Source organism: Bacillus sp. FSL K6-2865, assembly GCF_040311405.1.
In the GTDB taxonomy this organism is placed as follows: Bacteria; Bacillota; Bacilli; order Bacillales; family Bacillaceae; genus Bacillus; species Bacillus velezensis.
This window is the reverse complement of sequence record NZ_CP152036.1, coordinates 1,238,840-1,259,628: the sequence shown is the minus strand read 5'-3', so window position 1 is coordinate 1,259,628 and position 20,789 is coordinate 1,238,840. Positions and strand designations below refer to the sequence as shown.

General features: G+C 47.1%; 28 protein-coding genes. 3 read left to right on the top strand and 25 right to left on the bottom strand.

Going from position 1 to position 20,789, the window contains the following annotated elements; genetic code table 11:
- Window positions 1-2: 2 nt before the first annotated feature.
- From NYE42_RS06420 to NYE42_RS06310, 23 genes are all read right to left on the bottom strand, one after another.
- Window positions 3-662: a LysM peptidoglycan-binding domain-containing protein gene (locus NYE42_RS06420; RefSeq protein WP_040238238.1), complete on the bottom strand. Its 660-nt coding sequence runs from the start codon at window positions 660-662 to the stop codon at window positions 3-5.
- Entirely contained in the window at window positions 655-5,214 is a 4,560-nt protein-coding gene (locus tag NYE42_RS06415; RefSeq protein WP_352426833.1) for a transglycosylase SLT domain-containing protein, read from the bottom strand. Before NYE42_RS06415 ends, NYE42_RS06420 begins: the two co-directional genes overlap by 8 nt.
- Window positions 5,202-5,354 carry a hypothetical protein gene (locus NYE42_RS06410; protein WP_015239684.1) on the bottom strand — a complete coding sequence of 51 codons (153 nt, stop codon included), beginning with the start codon at window positions 5,352-5,354 and terminating at the stop codon, window positions 5,202-5,204. Before NYE42_RS06410 ends, NYE42_RS06415 begins: the two co-directional genes overlap by 13 nt.
- Before the next feature lie 41 nt (window positions 5,355-5,395).
- Window positions 5,396-5,842 carry a phage portal protein gene (locus NYE42_RS06405; RefSeq protein ID WP_003154836.1) on the bottom strand — a complete coding sequence of 149 codons (447 nt, stop codon included), beginning with the start codon at window positions 5,840-5,842 and terminating at the stop codon, window positions 5,396-5,398.
- Between the two features lie 75 nt (window positions 5,843-5,917).
- Entirely contained in the window at window positions 5,918-6,361 is a 444-nt protein-coding gene (locus tag NYE42_RS06400; RefSeq protein WP_003154837.1) for a phage tail tube protein, read from the bottom strand.
- 1 nt (window position 6,362) lies between these two features.
- Complete coding sequence (locus NYE42_RS06395) at window positions 6,363-7,760, bottom strand: phage tail sheath family protein (protein ID WP_352426832.1); 1,398 nt, start codon at window positions 7,758-7,760, stop codon at window positions 6,363-6,365.
- A complete protein-coding gene (locus tag NYE42_RS06390; protein WP_063095512.1) occupies window positions 7,760-7,969 on the bottom strand; it encodes a hypothetical protein in 210 nt (69 codons plus the stop codon). The genes NYE42_RS06395 and NYE42_RS06390 overlap by 1 nt, the downstream gene beginning before the upstream one ends.
- Window positions 7,966-8,412 (bottom strand): hypothetical protein, encoded by a 447-nt coding sequence (locus tag NYE42_RS06385; RefSeq protein ID WP_032871277.1) that lies wholly within the window; start codon window positions 8,410-8,412, stop codon window positions 7,966-7,968. Before NYE42_RS06385 ends, NYE42_RS06390 begins: the two co-directional genes overlap by 4 nt.
- Window positions 8,409-8,912: an HK97 gp10 family phage protein gene (locus NYE42_RS06380; protein ID WP_144664120.1), complete on the bottom strand. Its 504-nt coding sequence runs from the start codon at window positions 8,910-8,912 to the stop codon at window positions 8,409-8,411. The genes NYE42_RS06385 and NYE42_RS06380 overlap by 4 nt, the downstream gene beginning before the upstream one ends.
- Window positions 8,909-9,265, bottom strand: a complete 357-nt coding sequence (locus tag NYE42_RS06375) for a DUF3599 family protein (RefSeq protein WP_342497297.1) — start codon at window positions 9,263-9,265, stop codon at window positions 8,909-8,911. Before NYE42_RS06375 ends, NYE42_RS06380 begins: the two co-directional genes overlap by 4 nt.
- Window positions 9,262-9,645 (bottom strand): DUF3199 family protein, encoded by a 384-nt coding sequence (locus NYE42_RS06370; RefSeq protein ID WP_063095517.1) that lies wholly within the window; start codon window positions 9,643-9,645, stop codon window positions 9,262-9,264. Before NYE42_RS06370 ends, NYE42_RS06375 begins: the two co-directional genes overlap by 4 nt.
- A 16-nt stretch (window positions 9,646-9,661) precedes the next feature.
- Window positions 9,662-10,597, bottom strand: coding sequence for a phage major capsid protein (locus tag NYE42_RS06365; protein WP_007407274.1), 936 nt, complete (start codon window positions 10,595-10,597; stop codon window positions 9,662-9,664).
- Between the two features lie 26 nt (window positions 10,598-10,623).
- Entirely contained in the window at window positions 10,624-11,469 is an 846-nt protein-coding gene (locus tag NYE42_RS06360) for an XkdF-like putative serine protease domain-containing protein (protein ID WP_007407275.1), read from the bottom strand.
- Between the two features lie 19 nt (window positions 11,470-11,488).
- Window positions 11,489-12,880, bottom strand: coding sequence for a phage portal protein (locus NYE42_RS06355; RefSeq protein WP_352427007.1), 1,392 nt, complete (start codon window positions 12,878-12,880; stop codon window positions 11,489-11,491).
- Window positions 12,881-12,928: 48 nt separating this feature from the next.
- Window positions 12,929-14,227 (bottom strand): PBSX family phage terminase large subunit, encoded by a 1,299-nt coding sequence (locus NYE42_RS06350; RefSeq protein ID WP_022553490.1) that lies wholly within the window; start codon window positions 14,225-14,227, stop codon window positions 12,929-12,931.
- Window positions 14,224-15,021, bottom strand: a complete 798-nt coding sequence (locus NYE42_RS06345; RefSeq protein ID WP_007407278.1) for a terminase small subunit — start codon at window positions 15,019-15,021, stop codon at window positions 14,224-14,226. Before NYE42_RS06345 ends, NYE42_RS06350 begins: the two co-directional genes overlap by 4 nt.
- Before the next feature lie 112 nt (window positions 15,022-15,133).
- Window positions 15,134-15,646, bottom strand: a complete 513-nt coding sequence (locus tag NYE42_RS06340; protein ID WP_012117362.1) for a sigma-70 family RNA polymerase sigma factor — start codon at window positions 15,644-15,646, stop codon at window positions 15,134-15,136.
- Between the two features lie 113 nt (window positions 15,647-15,759).
- Window positions 15,760-15,963: an XtrA/YqaO family protein gene (locus tag NYE42_RS06335; protein ID WP_007407280.1), complete on the bottom strand. Its 204-nt coding sequence runs from the start codon at window positions 15,961-15,963 to the stop codon at window positions 15,760-15,762.
- Entirely contained in the window at window positions 15,953-16,294 is a 342-nt protein-coding gene (locus tag NYE42_RS06330; protein ID WP_251257100.1) for a phage portal protein, read from the bottom strand. The genes NYE42_RS06335 and NYE42_RS06330 overlap by 11 nt, the downstream gene beginning before the upstream one ends.
- Window positions 16,295-16,391: 97 nt before the next feature.
- A complete protein-coding gene (locus tag NYE42_RS06325) occupies window positions 16,392-16,559 on the bottom strand; it encodes a hypothetical protein (protein WP_095352209.1) in 168 nt (55 codons plus the stop codon).
- A complete protein-coding gene (locus NYE42_RS06320) occupies window positions 16,559-17,359 on the bottom strand; it encodes an ATP-binding protein (RefSeq protein ID WP_031378815.1) in 801 nt (266 codons plus the stop codon). Before NYE42_RS06320 ends, NYE42_RS06325 begins: the two co-directional genes overlap by 1 nt.
- On the bottom strand, window positions 17,259-18,086 hold the full coding sequence (locus NYE42_RS06315) for a hypothetical protein (protein ID WP_033574557.1): 828 nt from the start codon (window positions 18,084-18,086) through the stop codon (window positions 17,259-17,261). Before NYE42_RS06315 ends, NYE42_RS06320 begins: the two co-directional genes overlap by 101 nt.
- Window positions 18,076-18,255, bottom strand: a complete 180-nt coding sequence (locus NYE42_RS06310) for a hypothetical protein (protein ID WP_031378816.1) — start codon at window positions 18,253-18,255, stop codon at window positions 18,076-18,078. Before NYE42_RS06310 ends, NYE42_RS06315 begins: the two co-directional genes overlap by 11 nt.
- A gap of 190 nt (window positions 18,256-18,445) precedes the next feature.
- Between NYE42_RS06310 and xre the strand changes: the two genes are divergently transcribed.
- Both xre and NYE42_RS06300 read left to right on the top strand, forming a co-directional pair.
- Window positions 18,446-18,784, top strand: a complete 339-nt coding sequence (gene xre, locus NYE42_RS06305; protein WP_003154871.1) for an HTH-type transcriptional regulator Xre — start codon at window positions 18,446-18,448, stop codon at window positions 18,782-18,784.
- A gap of 148 nt (window positions 18,785-18,932) precedes the next feature.
- The gene (locus NYE42_RS06300; protein ID WP_007610775.1) at window positions 18,933-19,523 is read left to right on the top strand and encodes an ImmA/IrrE family metallo-endopeptidase; all 591 of its coding nucleotides are present in this window, start codon (window positions 18,933-18,935) and stop codon (window positions 19,521-19,523) included.
- Here NYE42_RS06300 and NYE42_RS06295 read toward each other — a convergent pair.
- Both NYE42_RS06295 and NYE42_RS06290 read right to left on the bottom strand, forming a co-directional pair.
- Window positions 19,520-19,675, bottom strand: coding sequence for a hypothetical protein (locus tag NYE42_RS06295; RefSeq protein ID WP_186302951.1), 156 nt, complete (start codon window positions 19,673-19,675; stop codon window positions 19,520-19,522). The genes NYE42_RS06300 and NYE42_RS06295 overlap by 4 nt on opposite strands.
- A complete protein-coding gene (locus tag NYE42_RS06290; protein WP_144464016.1) occupies window positions 19,665-20,270 on the bottom strand; it encodes a poly-gamma-glutamate hydrolase family protein in 606 nt (201 codons plus the stop codon). Before NYE42_RS06290 ends, NYE42_RS06295 begins: the two co-directional genes overlap by 11 nt.
- Window positions 20,271-20,380: 110 nt before the next feature.
- Here NYE42_RS06290 and NYE42_RS06285 point away from each other — a divergent pair, with 110 nt between their 5' ends.
- A complete protein-coding gene (locus NYE42_RS06285; protein WP_007610770.1) occupies window positions 20,381-20,758 on the top strand; it encodes a PH domain-containing protein in 378 nt (125 codons plus the stop codon).
- The last annotated feature ends 31 nt before the right edge of the window (window positions 20,759-20,789 follow it).

Here is a 20,789-nt window from a genome sequence, read left to right as displayed (position 1 = left end):
TTTCATTGCGGTATCTTCAGCTTCTGCCCCGGGAAGATCCAATGCCCCGGCTGCCGGATATTCCGTTTGCTGCGCTTAATCATGGAGGTTTTATTCGCGTTCCAGATTTTCCGCCACTCCGTGTGTTTTCCGTAAAACTTGCCGGCGATGTCCCAAAGCGTATCCCCTTTTTTGACGGTATATGTTTTGGGTGAGGCTTTGGACGGGCGCTTCGCTTTCGTTTTTTTCTTTTGTTTGATTTTTCTTGGCGAAGCGGTTTTATATTCTTTTAGTACGATATCAAAATTCCGGTCGCCGATTTCATTGTCACCTTCGCTGTAATTAAAGCTTTCAATGCTGCATGTGACATTGATTTTTGTCCCTGTAATCAAAAACTGAACGGGTTTTTTCGCTTTCATCCATGCTTCAATGGCTGAAATGGCTTTTTCCGGCGAAGGGATGCTTTGATATTCGGCAATCGGGCTGTACCGTTTCGGAAAAAAAGAAGAGAACGAAATTTCTTTCGCTCCCGGTTCTTCGATAAACGTCACCTCTCCAAGTCCGGTGACTTTCACGGAATCATTCTGCACGCTGTTTGCGATATCAATCGCTTCAGGGAGAACGGGAAGCCGGAGCTTGTCCTTCCCCTGAGACAGCCAAAATTCGTAAACAGATTTAGTCAAAAGCAACGGCCCCCTTTGCTCCGGTATAAATGTCTTTTTGCAGTTCATCAATCAGCGCCTGTTTGATTTTGGCGGCGAGGCTGTCGGCGTCCTGTCCGTTATGGAAATGCTGATCGCCGCTGAATTCGATTTTAATTTCTTTTGTTCCCGTTTTTTGAACGGTTTGTCCGCCGCCTTTAACAGCTGCGGAAACCGTGCCGGCTGAAAGTGCCGCCGGTTCCGTCTGGGACGGATCGGACACTTCCATGCCGAGCGCTTGAGCGGCTTTTTGCAGCAGATAGCGGCCCCGGATGCCCCGCTCTTCAGGAATAATCCACTCCCGTTTGTTCCCTTCGCCGACACGGGCGATCTGCTCCTTGGTAATCAGCCCCCCATTGGCATAACCGACGTAAGGGCCTCCATGAGCCATACTTTTAATCCCGGGGACATTGCTGATCGAGCCGTATCGGCTTTTAATATAGCCGATAGCGGCAGCGGCGTTGTGAATTGGGTTTCTGATATCATTCATGCCCGGCGCTTTGTGATCTTCAAAGGTGCTCGGAATCGTCTGCATAAGCCCCTGTGACGGGTGTCCGGCTTTGGCGTTGCTGTCCCATAGATTAATGGAATTAGGGTTGCCGCCTGACTCATGCTGTGCGATCGTCATTAATCCCGGAAGCCAGCTGATCGGCGTATTGGTTGCTTTCATTGCGGCCAAAAGCCACTCTTTGACGCTTCCTCCCGCTGCACCCATGCCGGAAAAGGCTGCTGCAAGCGAGCCTGCCTGTTTTTCGGCGTATTTTTTTACGTCAACTGAGCCGAGACCTTTGACGACGCCGACTGAAGCAAAGCGCCCGAGGCTCATCATGACACGGGAAGGAGAATGAATATCAAGCTCTTCTCTGAATGCGTCCTCGACTTTTTTCGCCATATCTTTGGCCGCCTGTTTGACTTCACTTCCTTTTGCAGTCATCCCTGATACGAAGTGTCCGATCAGGCCTGACCCCCAGCCGTTCGCGGAATCTCTTGATTGCACAAACGGTTTATTGATATGTGTGCTTACGTATTGCGACGTTCCCGTATCTTTTGCATTCTGTCCGGCCGAATATCCTTTCACCGTTGCGGCGCCCCATGATGACGATTGATTAACCGCCGATTGATAAGGTGTTTTCACCTTTGTTTTTAAAAATGAATCGGTGCCCGTCGGCGAAGTATTCTGACCTTTCGCATAGCCCGCAACGACTTGCTTTCCGTAACCGGATGAAGACGAAATGAGGGCATTGAACGGCGTTCCGATGTTTTTTTCCTTCCAGCCGTCCATATCCACCGCTTTTTTGCTGATTCCGCTGTCAAAGCCTTCAGTAAACTGTTTGCCGAGTGATGAAGCCGTCCCGCCAAGTCCGGATGCCTCTACAGATGCTGCTGCCGATACAGATGCAGAAGAAGAAACACCGCCCGCTCCCGCCGGAACAGCAGAAGACTGAGCCGAAGCCGCGCCCATATCATCGACAACACGCATGCCGAGCTTAGACGCAGCTTGTGAAAGCAGCATCTTTCCGCGTCCGCGATTGTTGTCAACGGGAATGACAAATTCTTTACCGGCTTCACCGATCCAGGAAATGGTCGGCTTTGTAATGTAGCCGCCCGTGGCGTTTTTGTCCGTTTTTTTCTTTTTATCTCCGCCGCCTCCTGTGACAAAGTTCATTATGCCTGAAATCATTTTGCCGCCGGTTTTATCCCAAATCTTTTTCACCCAGTCGAATGCTGCAGAAAAAGCATCTGATATGGCCGTTCCCACTTTTACAAGAGGTTCTTTTATATGTTTCTCAAACCAGCCGCTTAACCCTTTCCATATATTCTTTACCGTATCTAAAGCAGTCTGGAAAGCATCTGATATTCCTTTACCGACATTTTTCACCATGTCTTTCACCGGATTCCAGACAGTATCCATGAACCAGCCGGAAACCGTACTGAAAACGGATTTAATTTTATCCCAAGCTCCTGTGATTTTACTCCAAATGGACGTCGCCACTCCGACGACAGCCGATTTTACGGGCCCCCACACCGTGCTCATAAACCAGCCGGATACTGTGCTGAAGACACTTTGAATCGTCGTCCACGCATTCACGATATTTGACCAGATGCTGGTTGCCACTCCGACGACAGCCGATGAAACCGGCGTCCATACATTTTCCATGAACCAGGATGACACCGTGCTAAAAATCCCTTGAATCGTCGTCCACGCATTCACGATATTTGACCAGATGCTTGTCGCCACTCCGACGACAGCCGATGAAACCGGCGTCCATACATTTTCCATGAACCAGGATGAAACGCTTCCCCAAGTATCTTGTATTGTTGTCCAAGCACTTTGCGCCGCTTTGGAAATATCATTCCACGTGTCTTTCAAAGCTCCTGAATCAAAGGCCTCTCCCAAGCTGGAACCGCCTAAACTGCCGGCGATGCCGCCTACCGCGCCGCCGATTAATGTGCCCACTCCGGGAACAACGCTGCCGATTGCCGCTCCGGCCGCGGCTCCGGCAAGACCGCCGCCTGCTGAGCCGACCTTCTCTCCTGCATTATCTTTATTGATGCCGGCTAAATCAGTAAGTGATAACAATTCACCTATGCCGGGAATTCCTTTAGCGGCACCTTTTAACCCTTTCATACCGCCTTTTAGCGCCTTTGAATCTCCCAAGCCTTTCAAAAGCGCGCCGATGCCTTTACCTGCCCCTTTTGTTTTCGGCGTGTTTACGGATGCCTGTTTGCTTCCCTTTGCGGATGAACCTCGTTTTGAAGATTTATTCCGCCCTTCGACTTTACTGCTTTTGCCCCTCGTCACTCCGATACAGCAGCAGCAGCCCCCCAAAGCACCGCCGGTTTTTTTGGCTGACTTTCCTGAAGATTTTGGCGCTGTTACCGTGCGCTGTGAACCCTTTGCCAGATCAGGACGCTTCGGGCCGTTGGAGCCGCCGGCAGTAAGGCCGCCCTTACTCTTTTCTTTTTTCGTGCCGCCTCCTAATAATCCGCCGATATTGAGTTTGCCTAATTTTTCAGCGATTCCTGAAAATATTTTTTCTATTAATTCCCCGGCTTTTTCGATGATTTTGTCCGGGCTGAATTTCTCAAATTTCTTGGCAATCTTGCTGACAATTTTATCAACAAATGCCTCAGCTTTTTCGATGATCGCATCAGGACTGAATTTGCCGAACTTTTTATCAATGCCTCCGAACAGTGAGGATGTAAACTGCTCCACTTTTTCCAAAATCTTATCCGGATTGAGAAAATCGAATTTCTCAGAAATTCGGTCAATCGTGTCATTTACAAATTGTTCGGCGCGGTCGATTAGCTTATCAGGACTGAATTTACCGACAACGTCGTCGACTTTCTTCATAAACGAATCAGTAAAATGATCCAGCTCTTTCAATATGGTCTCCGGACTGAATTTGCTGACAACGTCATCTATCTTTTTCATAAATGAATCAGTGAATTTATCCAGTTCTTTCAATATGGTCTCCGGACTGAATTTACTCACAACCCCGTCTACCTTTTTCATAAATGAATCAGCGAATCTATCCAGCTCTGCTAAAATCGTCTCCGGGCTGAATTTGCTTGCGATTTCGTTCACTTTCCCCATGAATGAGGTCGTGAATTTATCCAGTTCTGCCAAAATCGTTGCCGGGCTGAATTTGCTTGCGATTTCGTCCGCTTTTCCCATGAATGACGTTGTGAACTTGTCCAGCTCTGCTAAAATCGTCTCCGGGCTGAATTTGCTTGCAATTTCGTCCGCTTTCTTCATAAAGCTTGCAGCAAATTTATCCAGTTCCGCTATGATTGTTTCCGGATAAAATTTGGATGCGATGTCATTGACTTTTTTCATGAAGGTGTCTGCAATGGAGTCAAGCATTGAAAAATCGTATTTCGGCGAAGCAGGAGCAGCAGATGCAGAAGCTTTTCCGACGTCCGGCATATTCTTTTGCATTGCAGCCAGCTGTGCTGTCACCTTTTCGTTTAACGATAATTGAATAACATTGTTTTTTCCCGTCAGCGAATCAATGCCCGCTGAAATTCGGCCGACTGTTTTCATGACGTGATCTATGACGCGTATAGTGACAGAGTACCCGTTCTTTAACGCAGATTGCATATAGCGTTTGATACGTTCCATGGCAGGGGTCACTTCGTCTGACGCATACAGTGAAACGGTAAATCCTTTAAAACCGGCAGCCAGATCCCGCAATCTCTCAAATGCCGCTGTCGCGCTGCCTTTTGCTCCTATTTTAATGGTTAAAGACGCAGGCAGACCCGCTAATTGGGCTTGCACCTTTTGAATGACGGCACTGGCTCCGTCTTCAGCTGAAATAGAGATCATTTGTGCGCCCAGCTTTCTTTTCATAGAGCGCTGGATGCGGTCAATTGTTCTTAAAACAGATTTACTCTCTTTGCGTATATCAATTTCACTTTGGCGTTTTGTCATTTTCCTGTATTTCTCAAGCGCTCTGAAGCCATTTTGGATTTTCCTTATTTTCTTTGAAACCCGATCTTCCAATTCAAAACGGGCGGTCAGCTTTGCCATGATGTCGCTCCCCCTTTCTTCGCTTGTTTTTCAAGAATGTCCAGCTTGTAACCGATTAAACCGTACAACAGCGCCTTAAAATGTCTCGGTGCTTCATATAACTCTTTCAGTTCTGATGGAGAATAATGAAGCTCATGCATCGCGTAATAGAGATACACGGCTTCCTTATTCCCATCTTTTATCAGTTTTTTGCTTCTTGCTCCAGATCTTCTAATTCATCTTCAAAACCGTTGATCTCAATCGCTTTATTCAGCCAATTTGCATACTCACCGCCGACTGAAAGCACGCGTTTTGCCACCTCGACCGGATCTGCCGTTTTGTAAGCGTCGCGGAGCTCCTTAGACCGGAAATCAGGGTAAATCGTAGATTCAACCGCGATCCGCGCATAGAAGCGCTGGCTGTCTAAGTCTTTTACTCGGCCTCTGCCCTTCACATTTTTATATGTCGTGCTTTCCTTCTCCAGTTCATCAATGCGCTCAGTCGTAATGGCTTTAAAAATAAAAGGCACGATGTTTCCTTTTTTATCGACAAAACGCTTTGAAAGCGGAACCCGAATCTCCTCAGCCTCGACTGTTTTACCCGGCATAAAGAATGACAGATCATATACTTGTTCGTTTTTTTCGCTCATGATGAAAACTCCCTTACTCTTTTTTTTATAAAAAACAGGCCTGTAAAAGGCCTGTTTCACTCATACCGATCTTAATTAAAACGTTTCAGAAAGCTTTTCCGGCACATCGAAATCTTCAAAAGTAAACGGCACTTCTTCTTCGAGTGCTTCTGAGTCTACGTCCAGTCCGGCGATTTTTGCAGAATCAAAGTTGACGTCATACAGAGTGACGCGTTCTGTTCCGCGGCCCGATGATTTGTCATCAAGAACGGCTTGCAGTGTAAAATACGGGTCGCTTCCTTTTTTGACGTAATCCATCATAAGAACGGCGAATTTGGATGTGACCTTATAGAATGTTGCCGTGCCCGTTCCGTTGGCGCCTGTTGTTTTATGTCCCGTCATGCGGCGGCCCATGATGTTTACTTCTGATTTGTTTTTTTCCACGTTTGCTTCAAACGTTTTAATATGCGCCATCTCTTCTCCGTCGAGAAATAAACGGCCTTCTTTTCCTGAAATCGTGTTTTGCGCTTTTAATGCCATCTTAGTTTACCTCCACGTTAAAGTAGAATTTTTCTGCCGCATCCACAGGCTGTACGGCGAGATCGATTAAAAAGCCGTCGCGGTCTTCATTCAGCCCGATTGTAATGTCTTTGTCTGAATCAAAGTTGGCGATGCCGCCCGCATCCTGAAGCGTAGTCAAATATTGAATGATCATCGTTTTAACGAATTGAAGGCCGTCATTTGTCGCAGGAAGATCGCTGCCCGTGCCTTTTTTCGATTTAATTAAGGCTTTCAGTTCACGTGTCAAATCGTTATTCACCGCATCAAGCACACGGACGATTTTGTTTTTCGCGAACTTTTTGTTTTTCTCTGCCGTAAATGTCACCAATGAGTTGATATCTTTTTCAACGCTGACTGACTTATCACGGGCATCATAAGAGAAAAGGAATTCACCTTTGGAAAGACGTTCGATCACTTCATCATGAGTCAGGCGGTGCAGCACATCGACGGCGCCTTCGTATTCAACGAATGTTAAGGATTGATTAAATGCGGCGCTGGCACTTGCGCCTGCCACCCAGGCGGTCGCATCTTCAGCTTTAATCTCGGTTCCGTCTTCCAGCAGCACACCTTCAGTAACATTGATAATGCCTTCATAATCGCCGCTGTAATGGGCGGTCACCCCTTGCACTTTCTGTCCCTGCGCATCGCGAAGGCGTTTAATGAATGCGGCAAATGTCGCTTTCAGCTGATCGTTTTCCGCGACAGGAAGAGCGATGACATCGAAATTCTCCGTTTCAGCAGCAGCTAAAAAATCCGTGTAGTCTGAGTTGACCGGTGCTTTATCAGTTCCGCCCGCGAGACGGATGCCTGCCTGCGGGTTTAACGTTTCCCCGGACTCTTCCTCAGTGCCTGTCAGCGGGATGGAAGCCGACAGTTCGCCCGTTCCCGTAAATGTGACATAGCCGTTTGCTTTTAATTCTTCGGCTTTTTTCACCGTTTGTTTGTCAACTTCCGCTTCATCCATGTAAGTGGTCACATCGAAAGCGGTCTGATCAAGGACGTTTTCACTGATGCGGATGATGATGTCATTTCCTTTTGAACCGCCGTACAAAGCGGTTGCTTTAACACCTTGCGAAAGATCGGCACTCGCTCTGATTCCCTCTGTCAGACGGTACATCAAAACGGTTTTTGCTTTCTTTTTCGCCTCACGAAGCAGAATCAGTGACGGATCTTCAATATTGAGCCCCACTTTTTTATTCAAATCTTCAATGCTTGAAATGGAAACGAATGTTTTCGCTTCCCCCCAGCCGGATGCGACGGGAAGGGCGACAATCCCGCGTTCACCGATCGATACCCGCTCCTGGGCGGTTGTTTTAAAGTTAAAATAGATTCCGGCACGTTCTTTTTCTTTTCCTTGCGTAAATGTTCCGCCGTTCATTATTGCATGACCTCCTTGGTTAAAAATGCTTCAATGTAAGACTTGGCTTGCGCTTTTGTCATTTGTTTTTGCTTCACGCCGAATAAAGCCCCCTGGAGAATCTCAGGTTTTACGCCGAAAAGCTCCTTCGCGTGCTTTGTTAAATCCGCCGTGTCATAAAGAACCGCTCGTTCCGCCGTTGCGGCGTTTTTCTTTTTATGTTGTTTCACTTTTCTTTCACCCCGCTGTTAATGTCCACATCCCGCAGTGCGGGAGATGTTTGTTTCTGATAGTAGTAGCGGCTCGTCCAGCGGATTGTGATCACTGCCTCGCCTTTGTCTCCGACTCTTGTTTCGATACGGCTGATGCGGACGAAATCACCGGTATCCTCCCCTGATTCCGTAAGCAGCGGAATCAGCTGTCTTGATTCTCTCACCGCATCGGCGATCCGGTCGGCTGTATAGAGCGCCTGCACCGAGTCGGCATGGAACAGCTTCACATTCAGACTGTACGTTTTCTTATAAGTGGAGACTGTATCATTTTCGTCAAAAACAAATGGGGGCGGAATGTATAGTGACGGCACCTGAAATTGTTCAGGCAGTTCATTTTCATATACGGGCACGCCGCACTGCTGATACAAAAAAGCGGCGATTGAACCGGTTTCGCGATTCATCCGATATCTCCCCCCAACGTGTTAAGCCACTGATTGAAACGCTTGTCCAGCGATTCGGCGAAGAGTGTTTCATACAAAAGAAGGGCTTTGTCCCAAAACCCATTCCCGCTGATCCACTGTTTTTTGAGCGCCATTCCCGTTGAAGCTGACGGATCATAGATGAACCGGGAGCCTTGAAAATACCCGGGCACCCATCTGACATTTTCATCTGAGACGGTCCAATGTCCGTCATTTATGAATGAGGCATACTCTATATTGGTGCCGATTTCAAGGGTCAGTCCCCCGTTTTCAATGATCCATACATGATCCTGCGCTCCTTTTCGGAAAGAAGACAGCAGGTTTTCTGTATCAATTCCTCCCGAATGAATAAGCTCCTCCCGTACCATGTCGAGAAAATCCTCTCCTGACTGTTCCAGCCATTCGCCTGCCTGACGGGCAAATTCTCCGGATGATGCCTTTTGCAGCGACCGATTCCATTGTTCAAGGTTTTTTATGTTCATAGTCTGTCATCTCTCACAGCGATAACCTCCCAATGGTGCTGTCTTGCTTTCTTCGGCATTTCCAGAATATACGCCTGTCCTTCCCAAATGATTTTGTCATTGACACGCACAACGGCCTCTTTCGGAAAATGAACGAGAAACCGCTGATATACCTTATGATCAGGCGCAAGCTGAATAAGCTGCTGCTGTTTTTCAACAAACAGACACGGCACGTCTTCAGCATCGGGCACTTCCGGATAAGAAAAGGCAGGCTGGAGCTTTTCGGCGGGAATCCCGAAGCGTCCGGCCTTCGGAACTGACACCGTCTCATGATAAATATCGCATCTGTCAGTGAGCAGCCGTTCGTAGCTCATAAAGGTCTCACCTTTGCGTTTGCAGAAACCGGGGAATAACCCGGCGCGATATATTCACAGAGCAGATGGTGCACCGCCGGTTTTCTGATTCCGCCTTCATCTGCCACCGTATAGGAATAGTCACCTATCTTTTCAGATTGATAGGCGGAAGCGGCTGCTTCATTCTGGTTGATCAGCGCAAAATATTGAGAAAGCTTTAATAACGCAAGCTTAATCTTTTCGGGAAGCGGTGAGTAAATAGGGTCAGTGAACGAATGCCCCGCCATTCTGGCCGCTTCCGCCTCCGCCTCCAGAATGTCCTGTATAAGAAGCGGCTCCGGCCTGTTTTTGACTTGATCATAAACTGAATATGAAACAACGTCAGACGGCTGAATTAACATAACTGCCACCCCCGTCTTATTCTTTAACGTTTACGATTTTGGCGCTTGCATCTTCTTCTTCAAATTTGCTGTCAAGTTTAGCCGTCAGTACGATAATAAATTTGCGGCTGCGAATATCTTTATCTACTTCGATTCGGATATTCCGTGAAAAACCGAGAATGATATTTTTCGGGTGAGTCAAAATGATGTCAGACGCATCGTACTGGGAGTCACCTTCTCCGACCGAGTACGGCTGCAGATTGGACACTCCTTTGACCGGAACGCCGAATGCTGAAGACAAACCGCCCTGCACCGCAAGATCCCCCAGATTGGTCTGACGGTCAGCCACACGGTCTTTCCATTCAATCTCCATGCCTTGAGATGTGTAAAATCTGAATTCCTGAGGCAGGCGCAAATATTTTGCCGGAATGGCTTTTAAGCCTTTTTTAAATGTGGCTCTGGACAGCTCTTCCCCGTTTCCGTCAATGACGTGAGATACAGTCTGCTTACGGATTCCGTCAAGCTGTGCCAAGTACGGATCAGAAGAAGATGTATCGCCGTTTACGACAAGCTCCTCAATATCGACTGCCGCCCGCTCCGCCAAAATCTGCATGATCGTCTGCTGCAGGCCGTCTTTTTCAATATTATTTTCAAGCGTGTCATAGGTGATATTAATTTCCGCAATGACTTCTTTCGTATTCAGCTGCACCGTACTTGTTGCCGGGACGGTCAGCTGATCGTCAGTTAAGGCTTTTCCTTCCTCAGCGGCACGCAGAATCCGCTGGCCGAAACCGATTTTTTCAAATTTCTGCGAGTCATTTTCCATTTGAATCACACGCGATTCGCTGAAAATGGTCGGCGTGTTCTGCACCATGCGGATAAATGCTGAAGCTTGTGCGGGGTTCATTAAACCGCCGCTTTTTAAAGCGGAAAGTGACATTTCCGCCTTTCTGATGATATCTTGATTTCTCACTCTACAGTTCCTCCTTCTGACTGGGCTTAAAGCAGTCCGCTCCAAATGGATTTTTTAACAGGCTCTTGGCCGCCCGTCTCTTCTTCCGGCTGCTTTGATGCGCCTCTTACTTTTTCAAGCGCTTCAATGCGTTTAATAATCGGCGCGAGCATGTCCTCAACAAGCGTTTTCAGCTTTTCTTCATCAGACGGCGCAGCCGCCCCGTCTTTGTCTTCCGTGTTTTGGTCCAAGCTGTCAAGCCGCTTTAAAAGCGGGTGCAACGCGTGCTCAATCGATTCTCTAACGTCTTCTTTTCTCATCTTGTTCAAGTCCTCTCCCTTGCGGTTTCTTGATTTGCGGTCACGGTCGAGAAATTGCTTGACCGCGCCGAATAAGCCGGCTTGCTTTTCTGCCGGCTCTTCGTAAACGTCAGCGGTTCCCGCCATGCTGTAGCCCGTAATGATACCGGCTTTAATCTGATCCCATACTTCATCGGAAGCTTTGGTGACAAGCACCCAAGATCCTTTCCGGATCACAGCATTCCCGATTTCAAAGTCATCCGGGGCGACGTACGACTCCACCACCTCGCCGGTCCCGCCTTCAAAATTATGATTTGTATCGATGTTGCGGGCGTCCGCCAAAAAACCGTGAGCGGCCTTTTCAATCTCTTCAGCCGTCATATAATCGCCATGGGCATCCGGGACATCCGGCTCGTAAACGATGCCGTAAACAAGCTTCTGCTCATCCGACTCGCTTTTTGTAAACACCTGCACCTTTTTTTCAAATGACGGAAGGCCTCCGGCTGATTTTGTAAAAAAGAATTCCGTTTGGTTCGCCGCCTTATCGACATAGCTCACAAAACTGATGACGGCATTTCTCAATTCTCTCGGCACGAGATGTTTTCACCCCCTTTCAGGATTGCTCCTTTTTCCCTTTCAGCACCGGCCGGCTGTAGTACTCTTCAGGCCATTCCTCAAGCGTCTTGCCGAGCACTCTTCCGGCCAGATCACGGAGGTCATTAGGAGAGACCGCACCGGCGGAAATAAATGGCGTAAGCACCTTCGCAATTTCAAGCGGATCGCGAAAATCAGGCCCTTTTAATGTGAGCTGTACATCGTGGAGACCCAGTTCAGGCAAAAATAACGTGTTGAGCTTATTAATCAGCGTTTTCCGCTCCGGCTGAAACACCTGCTCCTCCGTTATTTTCCGTGCCGTATCGGCGGTGGCTTTGTTGTATTCCTGCGCCTCGCCCGTATAAAGCGGCGGGAGACGGAAAGCGGAACGGAGTTTATTTCTGCTTTTGTCGTCATATTCAAGAAACAGCGCATCATCCTGCAGAATTTCCGCAAGTGATTTAATTTCCACAGACACGGGCGTAATGTCTTCGCCTCCGTGAAGGTCTTTTTCCTTCGCAATGCCTTCCGCCTCAATCAGCAGAAATTTGTGGGCGTTTTCCACCCCTTCCAGGTCATTCATATAATCCTGAAGCTCTTTGTACGAGGTTTCTGACAGCATGCCGTTTTCAACCGTAATGGCGGCCGGCACGTGACGGCCCTGCTTGAAATACATAAAATTCAGTTCTTCCGCTTTCCGGGCGCCGTACAGATTGACGATATTGCCGACCCAGCGCGGAATTCCGTAAGTGCCGCTGCCGATTTTTAAATGAATGGCTTCATTTGCCCGGTATTCCTCAGACAGGGTCTTTACGTATTCGCCGGTTCTCATGTCCATCATGCGGGGGTCGCCGTATTCCTTAAAAAACACTTTCCGACCGTTCAGCATCTGAACATATTTACGGAACCGTTTTTGCCTTTTAATCGTTTTGGATGCGCCGTTTTCTTCATAAGAAAATGTAACTTCAACGGGATCAGTCACACCGCAGACGCGCATATGTTTCACATCCAGATATTCAACCCCCGCCGGTTTTCCCGCCCCGTCCCGAAGCACTTCGAGAAAACCGTTGCCCGTTTTTTCACGGTCTTCTATCGCATATCCGAGGATCGTCTCGGCCGATTCATCAAAATGAAGACATTTGTAAAAGCTCTCCAGCTTCATCCAGTTTTTTTCGGCCCGGGCCTTTTTTGACGGGGAGCAATCCGGGCTATTTACATCAAAGGTATATTCCACATCAAACCCAAAACCCGTAATATTGACCCGATACGCGTCAATGCACTGCTGAAGAATCGTCGAGTATTCGGCGATTGTTTTCAGTTCAATGAGATTATAGGGCGGTGAAATGATGTCTTCGCCGTACAGATCGGCAAATTGATCTTCGTTCATCTGCCTTGCCTGCGGCGCGGCCATTTTTGATTTAAAGACGGTGGCTCTAACGTTTTGATAGTTCGGCAACGCCTACCTCCTCCTTTCCCGATTCGGACGTCTCCGTTTTTGTGATGCATCTTTCAAATCCGCCGCGTCATAGTCATCCAGCGCATACCAAATGGCTGAAAGTGTGTGGGGATCAATTGAAAACTCATCTTCCGACAGAACGCCGTTTTTGTTTTTTGCGTACGTTAAGTTCTGCAATTCGCGGATCGTATGTTGACAGCTGTCTGAGCAATAGATGTGTTTGAACCGTTTCAGTTTTTTTGTATACTGAAGTCTTGAGCCCGGAAACTTTTTGGCCGCAACCATGCAAAAGCCCTGCCTGCGAAAATATTGGATGCTTTTCGGCTCAGCCGAATCCGCTTTGATCAGCTCTTTTTGATCCGCCAATTCCTGAAGCTCCTCAGCTGTCTGATCATCGGTCATTTTGTTTTTGTAATACTCCCAGAAAATATAAAGCTCTTTTTGATCCGGATCGACGGCAAGCCGGATGACCGCATTGTATGACTCTTCAAAACCGAAATCCATGCCGGTCCGAAACAGGGGGCGCCTGATGGAAGCAATCCGCTCCGTTACTTCGTTGTGCTCCATGACCTGAAACTGCGGAAACACGCGGATGCCATTGACGCCGAACTGTCCTTTGCGGGCGATCCGGTACAAATCAGGATCGTAATGCCGTAAGCTGTCCAGCTGCTTAATATAGCTTTTCGGCAAAAACAGATTATCGCACGCTGTGGAATGGTGGTAATACGTATCTCCCTTAACGACGGTGCCTTTTTCATACAGCGTCTGATCATCCAATACAAACCGTTTTTTTTGGTCATCACGAAAAAAATGCCGATACGTCCAATTGGAGGTGCCCACTGGATTTGTGGTGCATATCATATGAAGCGAAAGCTCAGGATGGCGCAGACGCCCGATCAGCTCCTTAAAGCCTTCATACTTCACTTCAGAGCATTCTTCAATCCATATCAGTGAAATATGATGAATGGATTTCAATTTGGCCGGGTTGTCCATCCCTTTAAACATAATCCGGCTTCCGTTTGAAAATCTCAGCTGCATCGGCGAAGATACGGCCTTTACGGCATGTCCCAGCTCAAGCTCCCCGATAATGTCTTCAAACAAGGCGAAAGTAGAATCTCTGTGCGTATCGAAAACCTCCCGCACGACAAGTGCCGTCCGCTTTTCACGAAGCAGCTTGAGGATGATTTTCAGCGCGGTATGATAGCTTTTTGACGAGCCGTAGCCTCCGACGAGAAATTGGTACGTTTCATTCCAATTGAACAAATAATCTTCAAAGCGCGGGTTGACCGCTTTTTCAATCATGACCGTTCCTCTTTCCGCGTAATGACAATGTCAATCGGCTTTTGGCTGTCTTCTGTTTTTTCCATCTTCTGCTGTGCCAGCTTTAATTTTTCATTTTCGATTTTTTGTTTAAATTGATCGGGGAAAAGGTCAAAGTACAAGGACAGCTTTTCAAGAGCTTTCATCTTGTCGGCAAGCTTGATTGCAATGCCCTCTTTTCCGAGTTTTGCTTCTGTGACGATGGTTCCGTCCAGAAGGTGCGAATCTTTAACGTCAACGTAGCTGATTTCCTGCATAATCGGCTTATCATTTTCGTCAAAGAGCGGCCCTGATTTTCCGAAGGCCTGAACCTCTTTTTTTCCGAAGGTTACATAATCGGTAATGTCGGCGAAAGCGATTTTCACATAGACTTGAAGAACGTCCATCGCTTCGACAAACACTTTATTGACCATTTCCTTTTTCATGCGGCTGATTTCTTTGGCGACTTTTTCGTTTTTTAACAGCCTGCTTCCCGTCACATGCGCGCTTTCCGGTGAATACCCGGCTTTTATCGCAGATTGGGTGGCGTTAAAGCTTTTCACATAATAAAGACAAAACAGCCGCTGGCGTTCGTTTAACTCATCACCTTCGCCCGGGTTGTTTTTTCCGCCGCTTTCCGCATTCTTATGAAGCGCCTCGTCCCAGCGCCCTTCTTTTTTCCATCTGCCGATCGTTCTTGCGGATACGCCTGATTTGCCGGCAAGGGCGCGATTTGTGATGCGGCCTTTATGAGACTGATAGATTGTAAATGCCTGTTTTCTTTTTGCGTTTTTCATGCTACGGCATCACCGCCACCTCCGACATGATTGTCTATAATAAAAAGCGGCTTCTAATCGGGCCGCTTTTTGTGATCGTCTGTTCACTTCTAGGTGGCAAACGTATGACAACTTATGAAGCAGGCGATTGATTTCTTTGTTCCTGCTGTTTTTGAATTTTCAGAAGCGCCCGTTTGACCGTCGTCTGTACGGTTGATTTCTTTACGTTCAGCAAGGCGGCGATCCGTTCATATGAAAAGCATTCCGCTTTGTGGAGCAGCAGCATTTCTTTTTCTCTATCCGTTAAAACGGCTAATGCGTCCCGCAGTCTGATTCTGTCTTCTTCAGTCACATTTGCGGACGGTTCAAACATCAGCGCCTGCGAATAGGTTTCTATGATTCTCGGATCTTTAATCAGCATTCTCTGATAAGCGTCTCTTCGGTCTATCGCTCTTCTTATGCCGGGCTGCCGGCCTTTTTCAAGCCATTCGATGACATATTCCACATCTGTAATGATCGTTCTGATGATTTTTTTATCTTTCAGTTCTTCTGAAGTAAGCACCGTTTCATCGGCTTCCTCCAGCTGCTTGTACCACTTTTTCGTCTCTTTCAGCGTGCGTTTATATTCAAATAGTAAGTCTTCCATGCAGATCCTCCTCTTTTTCGGAACAAAAAAAGGACACCAACCAATGCGCAGCATATACGCGATTGATCAGTGTCCGCAGGCTTTCCGTCTTGGACGTATTCTGTTTTTTTCGATTAATTCAATTTAAAGCCGATTTCATATTCGACCCGGGCCAGATCCCCTTTTCGCGTTTCGACAAGCGTTTTGCCGTGCTCCGGCGCTTCGGCGAGCCATGCTTCCTTCTTCAGTCCGTCTACAATGATGACCCGCACCTTGCCTTCTTCCAGCTGGCTTTGTAATGTTGTATGTTCAATGTCGGTCAGTTTTTTAGGATTCATGTTTTACGTCCTCCGTCTTTTTCAGGATGTTTACTTCATGTATGAGGCTTCCGAGCTCATTTATGAACGCTTCTTTTTCTTCAGAACTTTCTCCCCGGAGCAGGCGGAGAGCCGTTTCGGCCGCCTCCAAAAGTTCCGGGGCTTTTGCCATCAATGCCGCGTTGATCTGCTGAGAGTATGAACTTAAGTTGAAAACGGCCGCGATGAGCCTTCCGTTTGAATAAGGGAACTTCTCTTTATCCGCTTCGCTGTAAGCGGAATAAATGTAAATGGGTTTTTCTTTTCCGCTGTGTACGGCCCGCCATGGAGCGGGGCTGTGTTTTTCTTGCAATGGTTATCCTCACTTTCCATCAGCCTCATGCCATGCTTCAATTTGCTTTTCTATCCGTTTCGCCCTGAACAGCAGGCAAAAAAGCCATTTAATATATTTATACACGTAGATCAAGCCTCGCTTTTGCGTCTTGAACCATTCGCTCAAGACGTTTAATGACCGGCGTTAAATCAGTGCCTGTTTTGCAGTTCGGGCAAGGGTGAAAGACAGCGCCGAAACCCGTTTCCGTCACAATGACCTTCTTCGGCCCGCACAGCTTACACATTATCTCGCCCCCTCTAATCTGTGGTTTACGTCAAATGAATTGCCATTAATGATGACTAAATAATCGCTGCACATCTCATAAATTCTTGTGCCCAAGGCTTCATCAACCTGCACCAGCCCGTCACAGGCCAGCTCGCTCGAGATAAGAACCGGCTTATGATTTAAATAGCGGTAATTCACGACGGCGTACATTTGTTCAATCTGCCAATCGGTCGCCCGGGGTTTTCCGTTCAGCGGTTTGAACAGATCGTCAATAAAAAGCACATCCGCCTGTTTCATACGGCCAAGCTTTGCATCAAGCAGATCAAAATCATTTTTTAAATCCGTAAAGCCCTCCACAAAAGGAAAATACAGCACGGGTGTCTGCATCTGTCTCATGACATAATTGCTGAGAGCGGTCAAAAGATGGGTTTTTCCCGACCCCGGACGCCCTAAAAGGGCAATGCTGTTTTTCCGGCAGTTTTTAATCTTGTCGAAGTTTTCAACATATTCAAGGGCGCACTCATATGCGTCGACGACTGCCTGAGGCTTGCCCCGCGTGATAAATCCTTTGAAATCCAGCTTTCGAAAGGCGCCTGTAATCTCACTTGCGCTGAGGATGCGCTCTGCTTTTCGTTCGGCGGCGCAGCGGCACTTCACCCACACATCCATTCCCAGCTGGTTTTTGAGATAACCGCCCTGATCTTTACAGAGCGGACAGTCAAAGCGGCTTTCGTCTGATTCTTCCGGTCTGTCCGCCAGTAATGGACGTTTTCCGTTTTTCAGGTCGGCCAGTATCTGCTCGATCGTTCGTTTTGTCATGTATCGTATTCCTCTCTTTTTTTGTTGTGATTGTCCTTCCCGCAATTCGTGCATTCAAGCGGTCTTCCATATACTTGGCGCAATAGCTGAAAGCCTTGATCGTTTCAGCTGAAGAGGTGCGCCGCTGTTCAAAAGCGGTAAAGCATTCGCCGAGCCATTTGATTGCTTCTTGTGCTGACGCACCGAGGGAAACAATACGGGCGATGGCCTGATAATCCCGGGGCGACGGGTATACGCTCCGCCCCTCCTGTACAGACCTTAATCTGATAAAATGGGCGGCAATGTCGTTAATCGCTTCTTCAGCAGTATGATTTTTTGTTATATCTATTTCTCTCCGGACATTTTTGTCCCGGTGATCCGCCGATATTGTCCGGTCAGTTGCTTCCGGGCGGGTCAATGTCTTTTTCGGCGTGAATCTTTTCGAGTGCTTTACGGAGACGATGAGTCCGTAAGGGGCGCGGACGGTTTTGATATATTCATGCTGTTCCAAAACCTCAAGCCACCGTCTGACGGTTTTTTCGCTGACGGCAAATACATCGGCCATCTCTCTTGCTTTTATGGGCTTATGACCAAGGACGATCCCCCACTTTACACCGTCTTTTACGTGTTCCTTTGTCGTTGAGCTGATGAACCATAAAAACAGCCAAATGGCGGATCCTATTTTGTCATAATGTTCTGAATTCAGTAATCCGGAATAGATGAAAAACGGGTAGCTTTTACGATTCATAAGGGACGTCTCCGTTTTTCTTCAGACCTATATAGCGTTCATACTGCAATCGGTTATCAAATCGGAATACCGGAAGTCCGCAAGCGGTAAAAGATATCGAACCGCCTGCTTTTCCTAAACATCTCTGGTCAGCCGGATTGCTGCTGAAACGGATGATTATCGGCTTCATCTCTCACCCTCCTGATCAATTTCTTATCGTATTTTGATACATTTCGTATCTCTATGATGTTGATTATATACGATACTTTTCGTATCATCAAGACCTTTTTGATACTTTTTTTATCATCTCTTTATTTTGATACATTTTGTATCTATAATCATAAGTAACTTAGGGTGTTGAAAAAAGAGAGGTCATTCGGATGATAGGCGGAAGATTAAAGAGTCTCAGAGGAAAGAAAACGCAGGAAGAAGTCGCAAATCATATCGGTGTCTCGCGCGCCAGATATTCTCATTATGAAAACGGCCGATCTGAACCCGATTACGACACGCTGCAAAAGCTTGCGGATTATTTCAAAGTGTCGACTGATTATTTGTTAACCGGAAAAGAACCTTCAGATGAAGACATGTTTGCCGATCCCGACCTGCAGATCGCATATCGGGACATGCAGGACTTTTCTCCGGAAAGCAAGCAGCAGGCCATTGAATTCATTAATTATTTAAAAGAAAAAGAGAAAAACCGCAGGCCGAAACATAAATAATCCGCTCTTTTCCTTTAAACTGCTTAACGTTCAGCCGATATAAAAGCTGAATGTTTATTTTTAAAAGAAAAGGGAATTGATTCAAAGTCCGATCAGGGCTTTTCTTTCTCGCTTAAAAAAGAACTTATGTTCGAAAGGGTGTATTCAATTGGGCGATTTTTTAACACATCTTGAGGAATACGTCAAAAACTTATATTGCCGCATGGGAATGACCGCCCCTCTCCATATTGATATGCAGATGATTGCCAAGGAGCTTGACATTTGGATTCATTTTGAAGATACGCACAGTATGATGCTGAAGCGGGACGGCATGTACAGCATCGTCCTGAATCAAAAAAAGTCACCCGAAGAGCAATGGCAGGATTTTGCGCACGAACTGTGCCATGTGCTGAAGCATACCGGCAACCATTTTCATATGAACAAGCTGTTCAGAGAACTGCAGGAATTTCAGGCCAACCATTTTATGTACCACTTCTGTGTGCCGACCTTTATGCTGTTAAACATGGAGCTTCCCCAGCGAAGGAGCCACGCCGTTATTTTAATCGCAGCCGCTTTCCGGGTGACGGCATCATTTGCGGAAAAAAGGCTGGAGCTGTTTGAACGGCGTAAAGCAGGTATTCAATTTCAGAAGCGGCTCGCTTGTCTGTTATCCGACAAGCGGCCGAATGTGTATTATGAAAGCGGACAGACACACTTACATGCCGCTGAAGAAAAAACGCCGTATTTTATTGAAAATTAGCGATACTCCGCTGGCAGAATGTCATCATTTTCACATCGGAGGAAAGGTTTTTGCATCATGACGCTGTTCTCACCGTGCTGCCCGCCAAGCACTTCTTGCGCCGCATAGCAGCTCCAGTAAATGTAAGAACGGGCCCCCTGTTCATTTATCATAAAAACCGGCCTTCACGGCTTCTACATACCGAAAAAACAGATCGGTTGGCGTATATTTTTCTCCCCGGCAGCCAAAATTGCTGAACAGCGCGTGTCTCTGCGCCGTGCTCACTTCCAATTGCAGCCCCATTTTCCTTTTTGTCCGATTGACAATGTTGCCGGGATTTACACCTGCCAGCCGATCATTCTTCTCTGTCAGCTCGGCATCAAATCCCGCTTCACACAGCAGATCACAAATCAGTCTTGCTTTTTCCAGATCCGCGCCCCCGACGAGTGTATTTGCCTTTTTCAGATCATGATACCCATGAAAAGCCAATCCGTAATGATGGGCGGTCACTTTTTCTAAAGCCAGGGGTTCGTCAAAGCGTGTGCTTGTCAAATGGAGAGAACGGTTATCGCACCGCTTCGTTCCTTCAAATAAATAAATTGAGCTTTGGTCAGAAAATGCCCGCACCAGCTCACTGACACCCGGCTCAATCCTGCCGCCGTGGGGAGCGAGGACGATACATTTACTTCCCTCTTTTTCTTCATAAATAATTCTGTATTCCGATTCAGCAGCAGAAAGGGCTGCGAAATTATCATATCTATCTTTCATGTGTAACATGCTCTCCTTTTCCAGTCAGCACCAGTTTACTCTACTCATCTGGGAATTGGAAACCTTTTTATAGTATGATTTGATAGAATACGTATCAGGGGGGATATATCATGGGGTTCATCAATGGATTGCTGGGCAATGCGTCGACAATATCGACGGCTGAAGCAAAAGCAGAACTGGCTCGTATTCTGCTGGAAGGTGAGAATGTCAACGCCGCATTTAAGCTTGTCCGAGATATCATTGTCTTTACGGATAAGCGTCTTATTCTTGTTGATAAACAGGGACTCACGGGGAAGAAAACGGAGATTCAATCCATTCCGTACAAGAGCATTTCCAGATTCAGCGTAGAAACCGCCGGCCGCTTTGACCTTGATTCAGAGCTGAAAATTTGGATTTCAGGCGCGGAACTTCCCGCTGTCTCAAAGCAGTTTAAAAAAGATGAAAGCATTTATGATATTCAAAAGGCCCTTGCAGCAGTTTGTATGTAAGAAGAAACGGAAGCCCGGGGAGCTTCCGTTT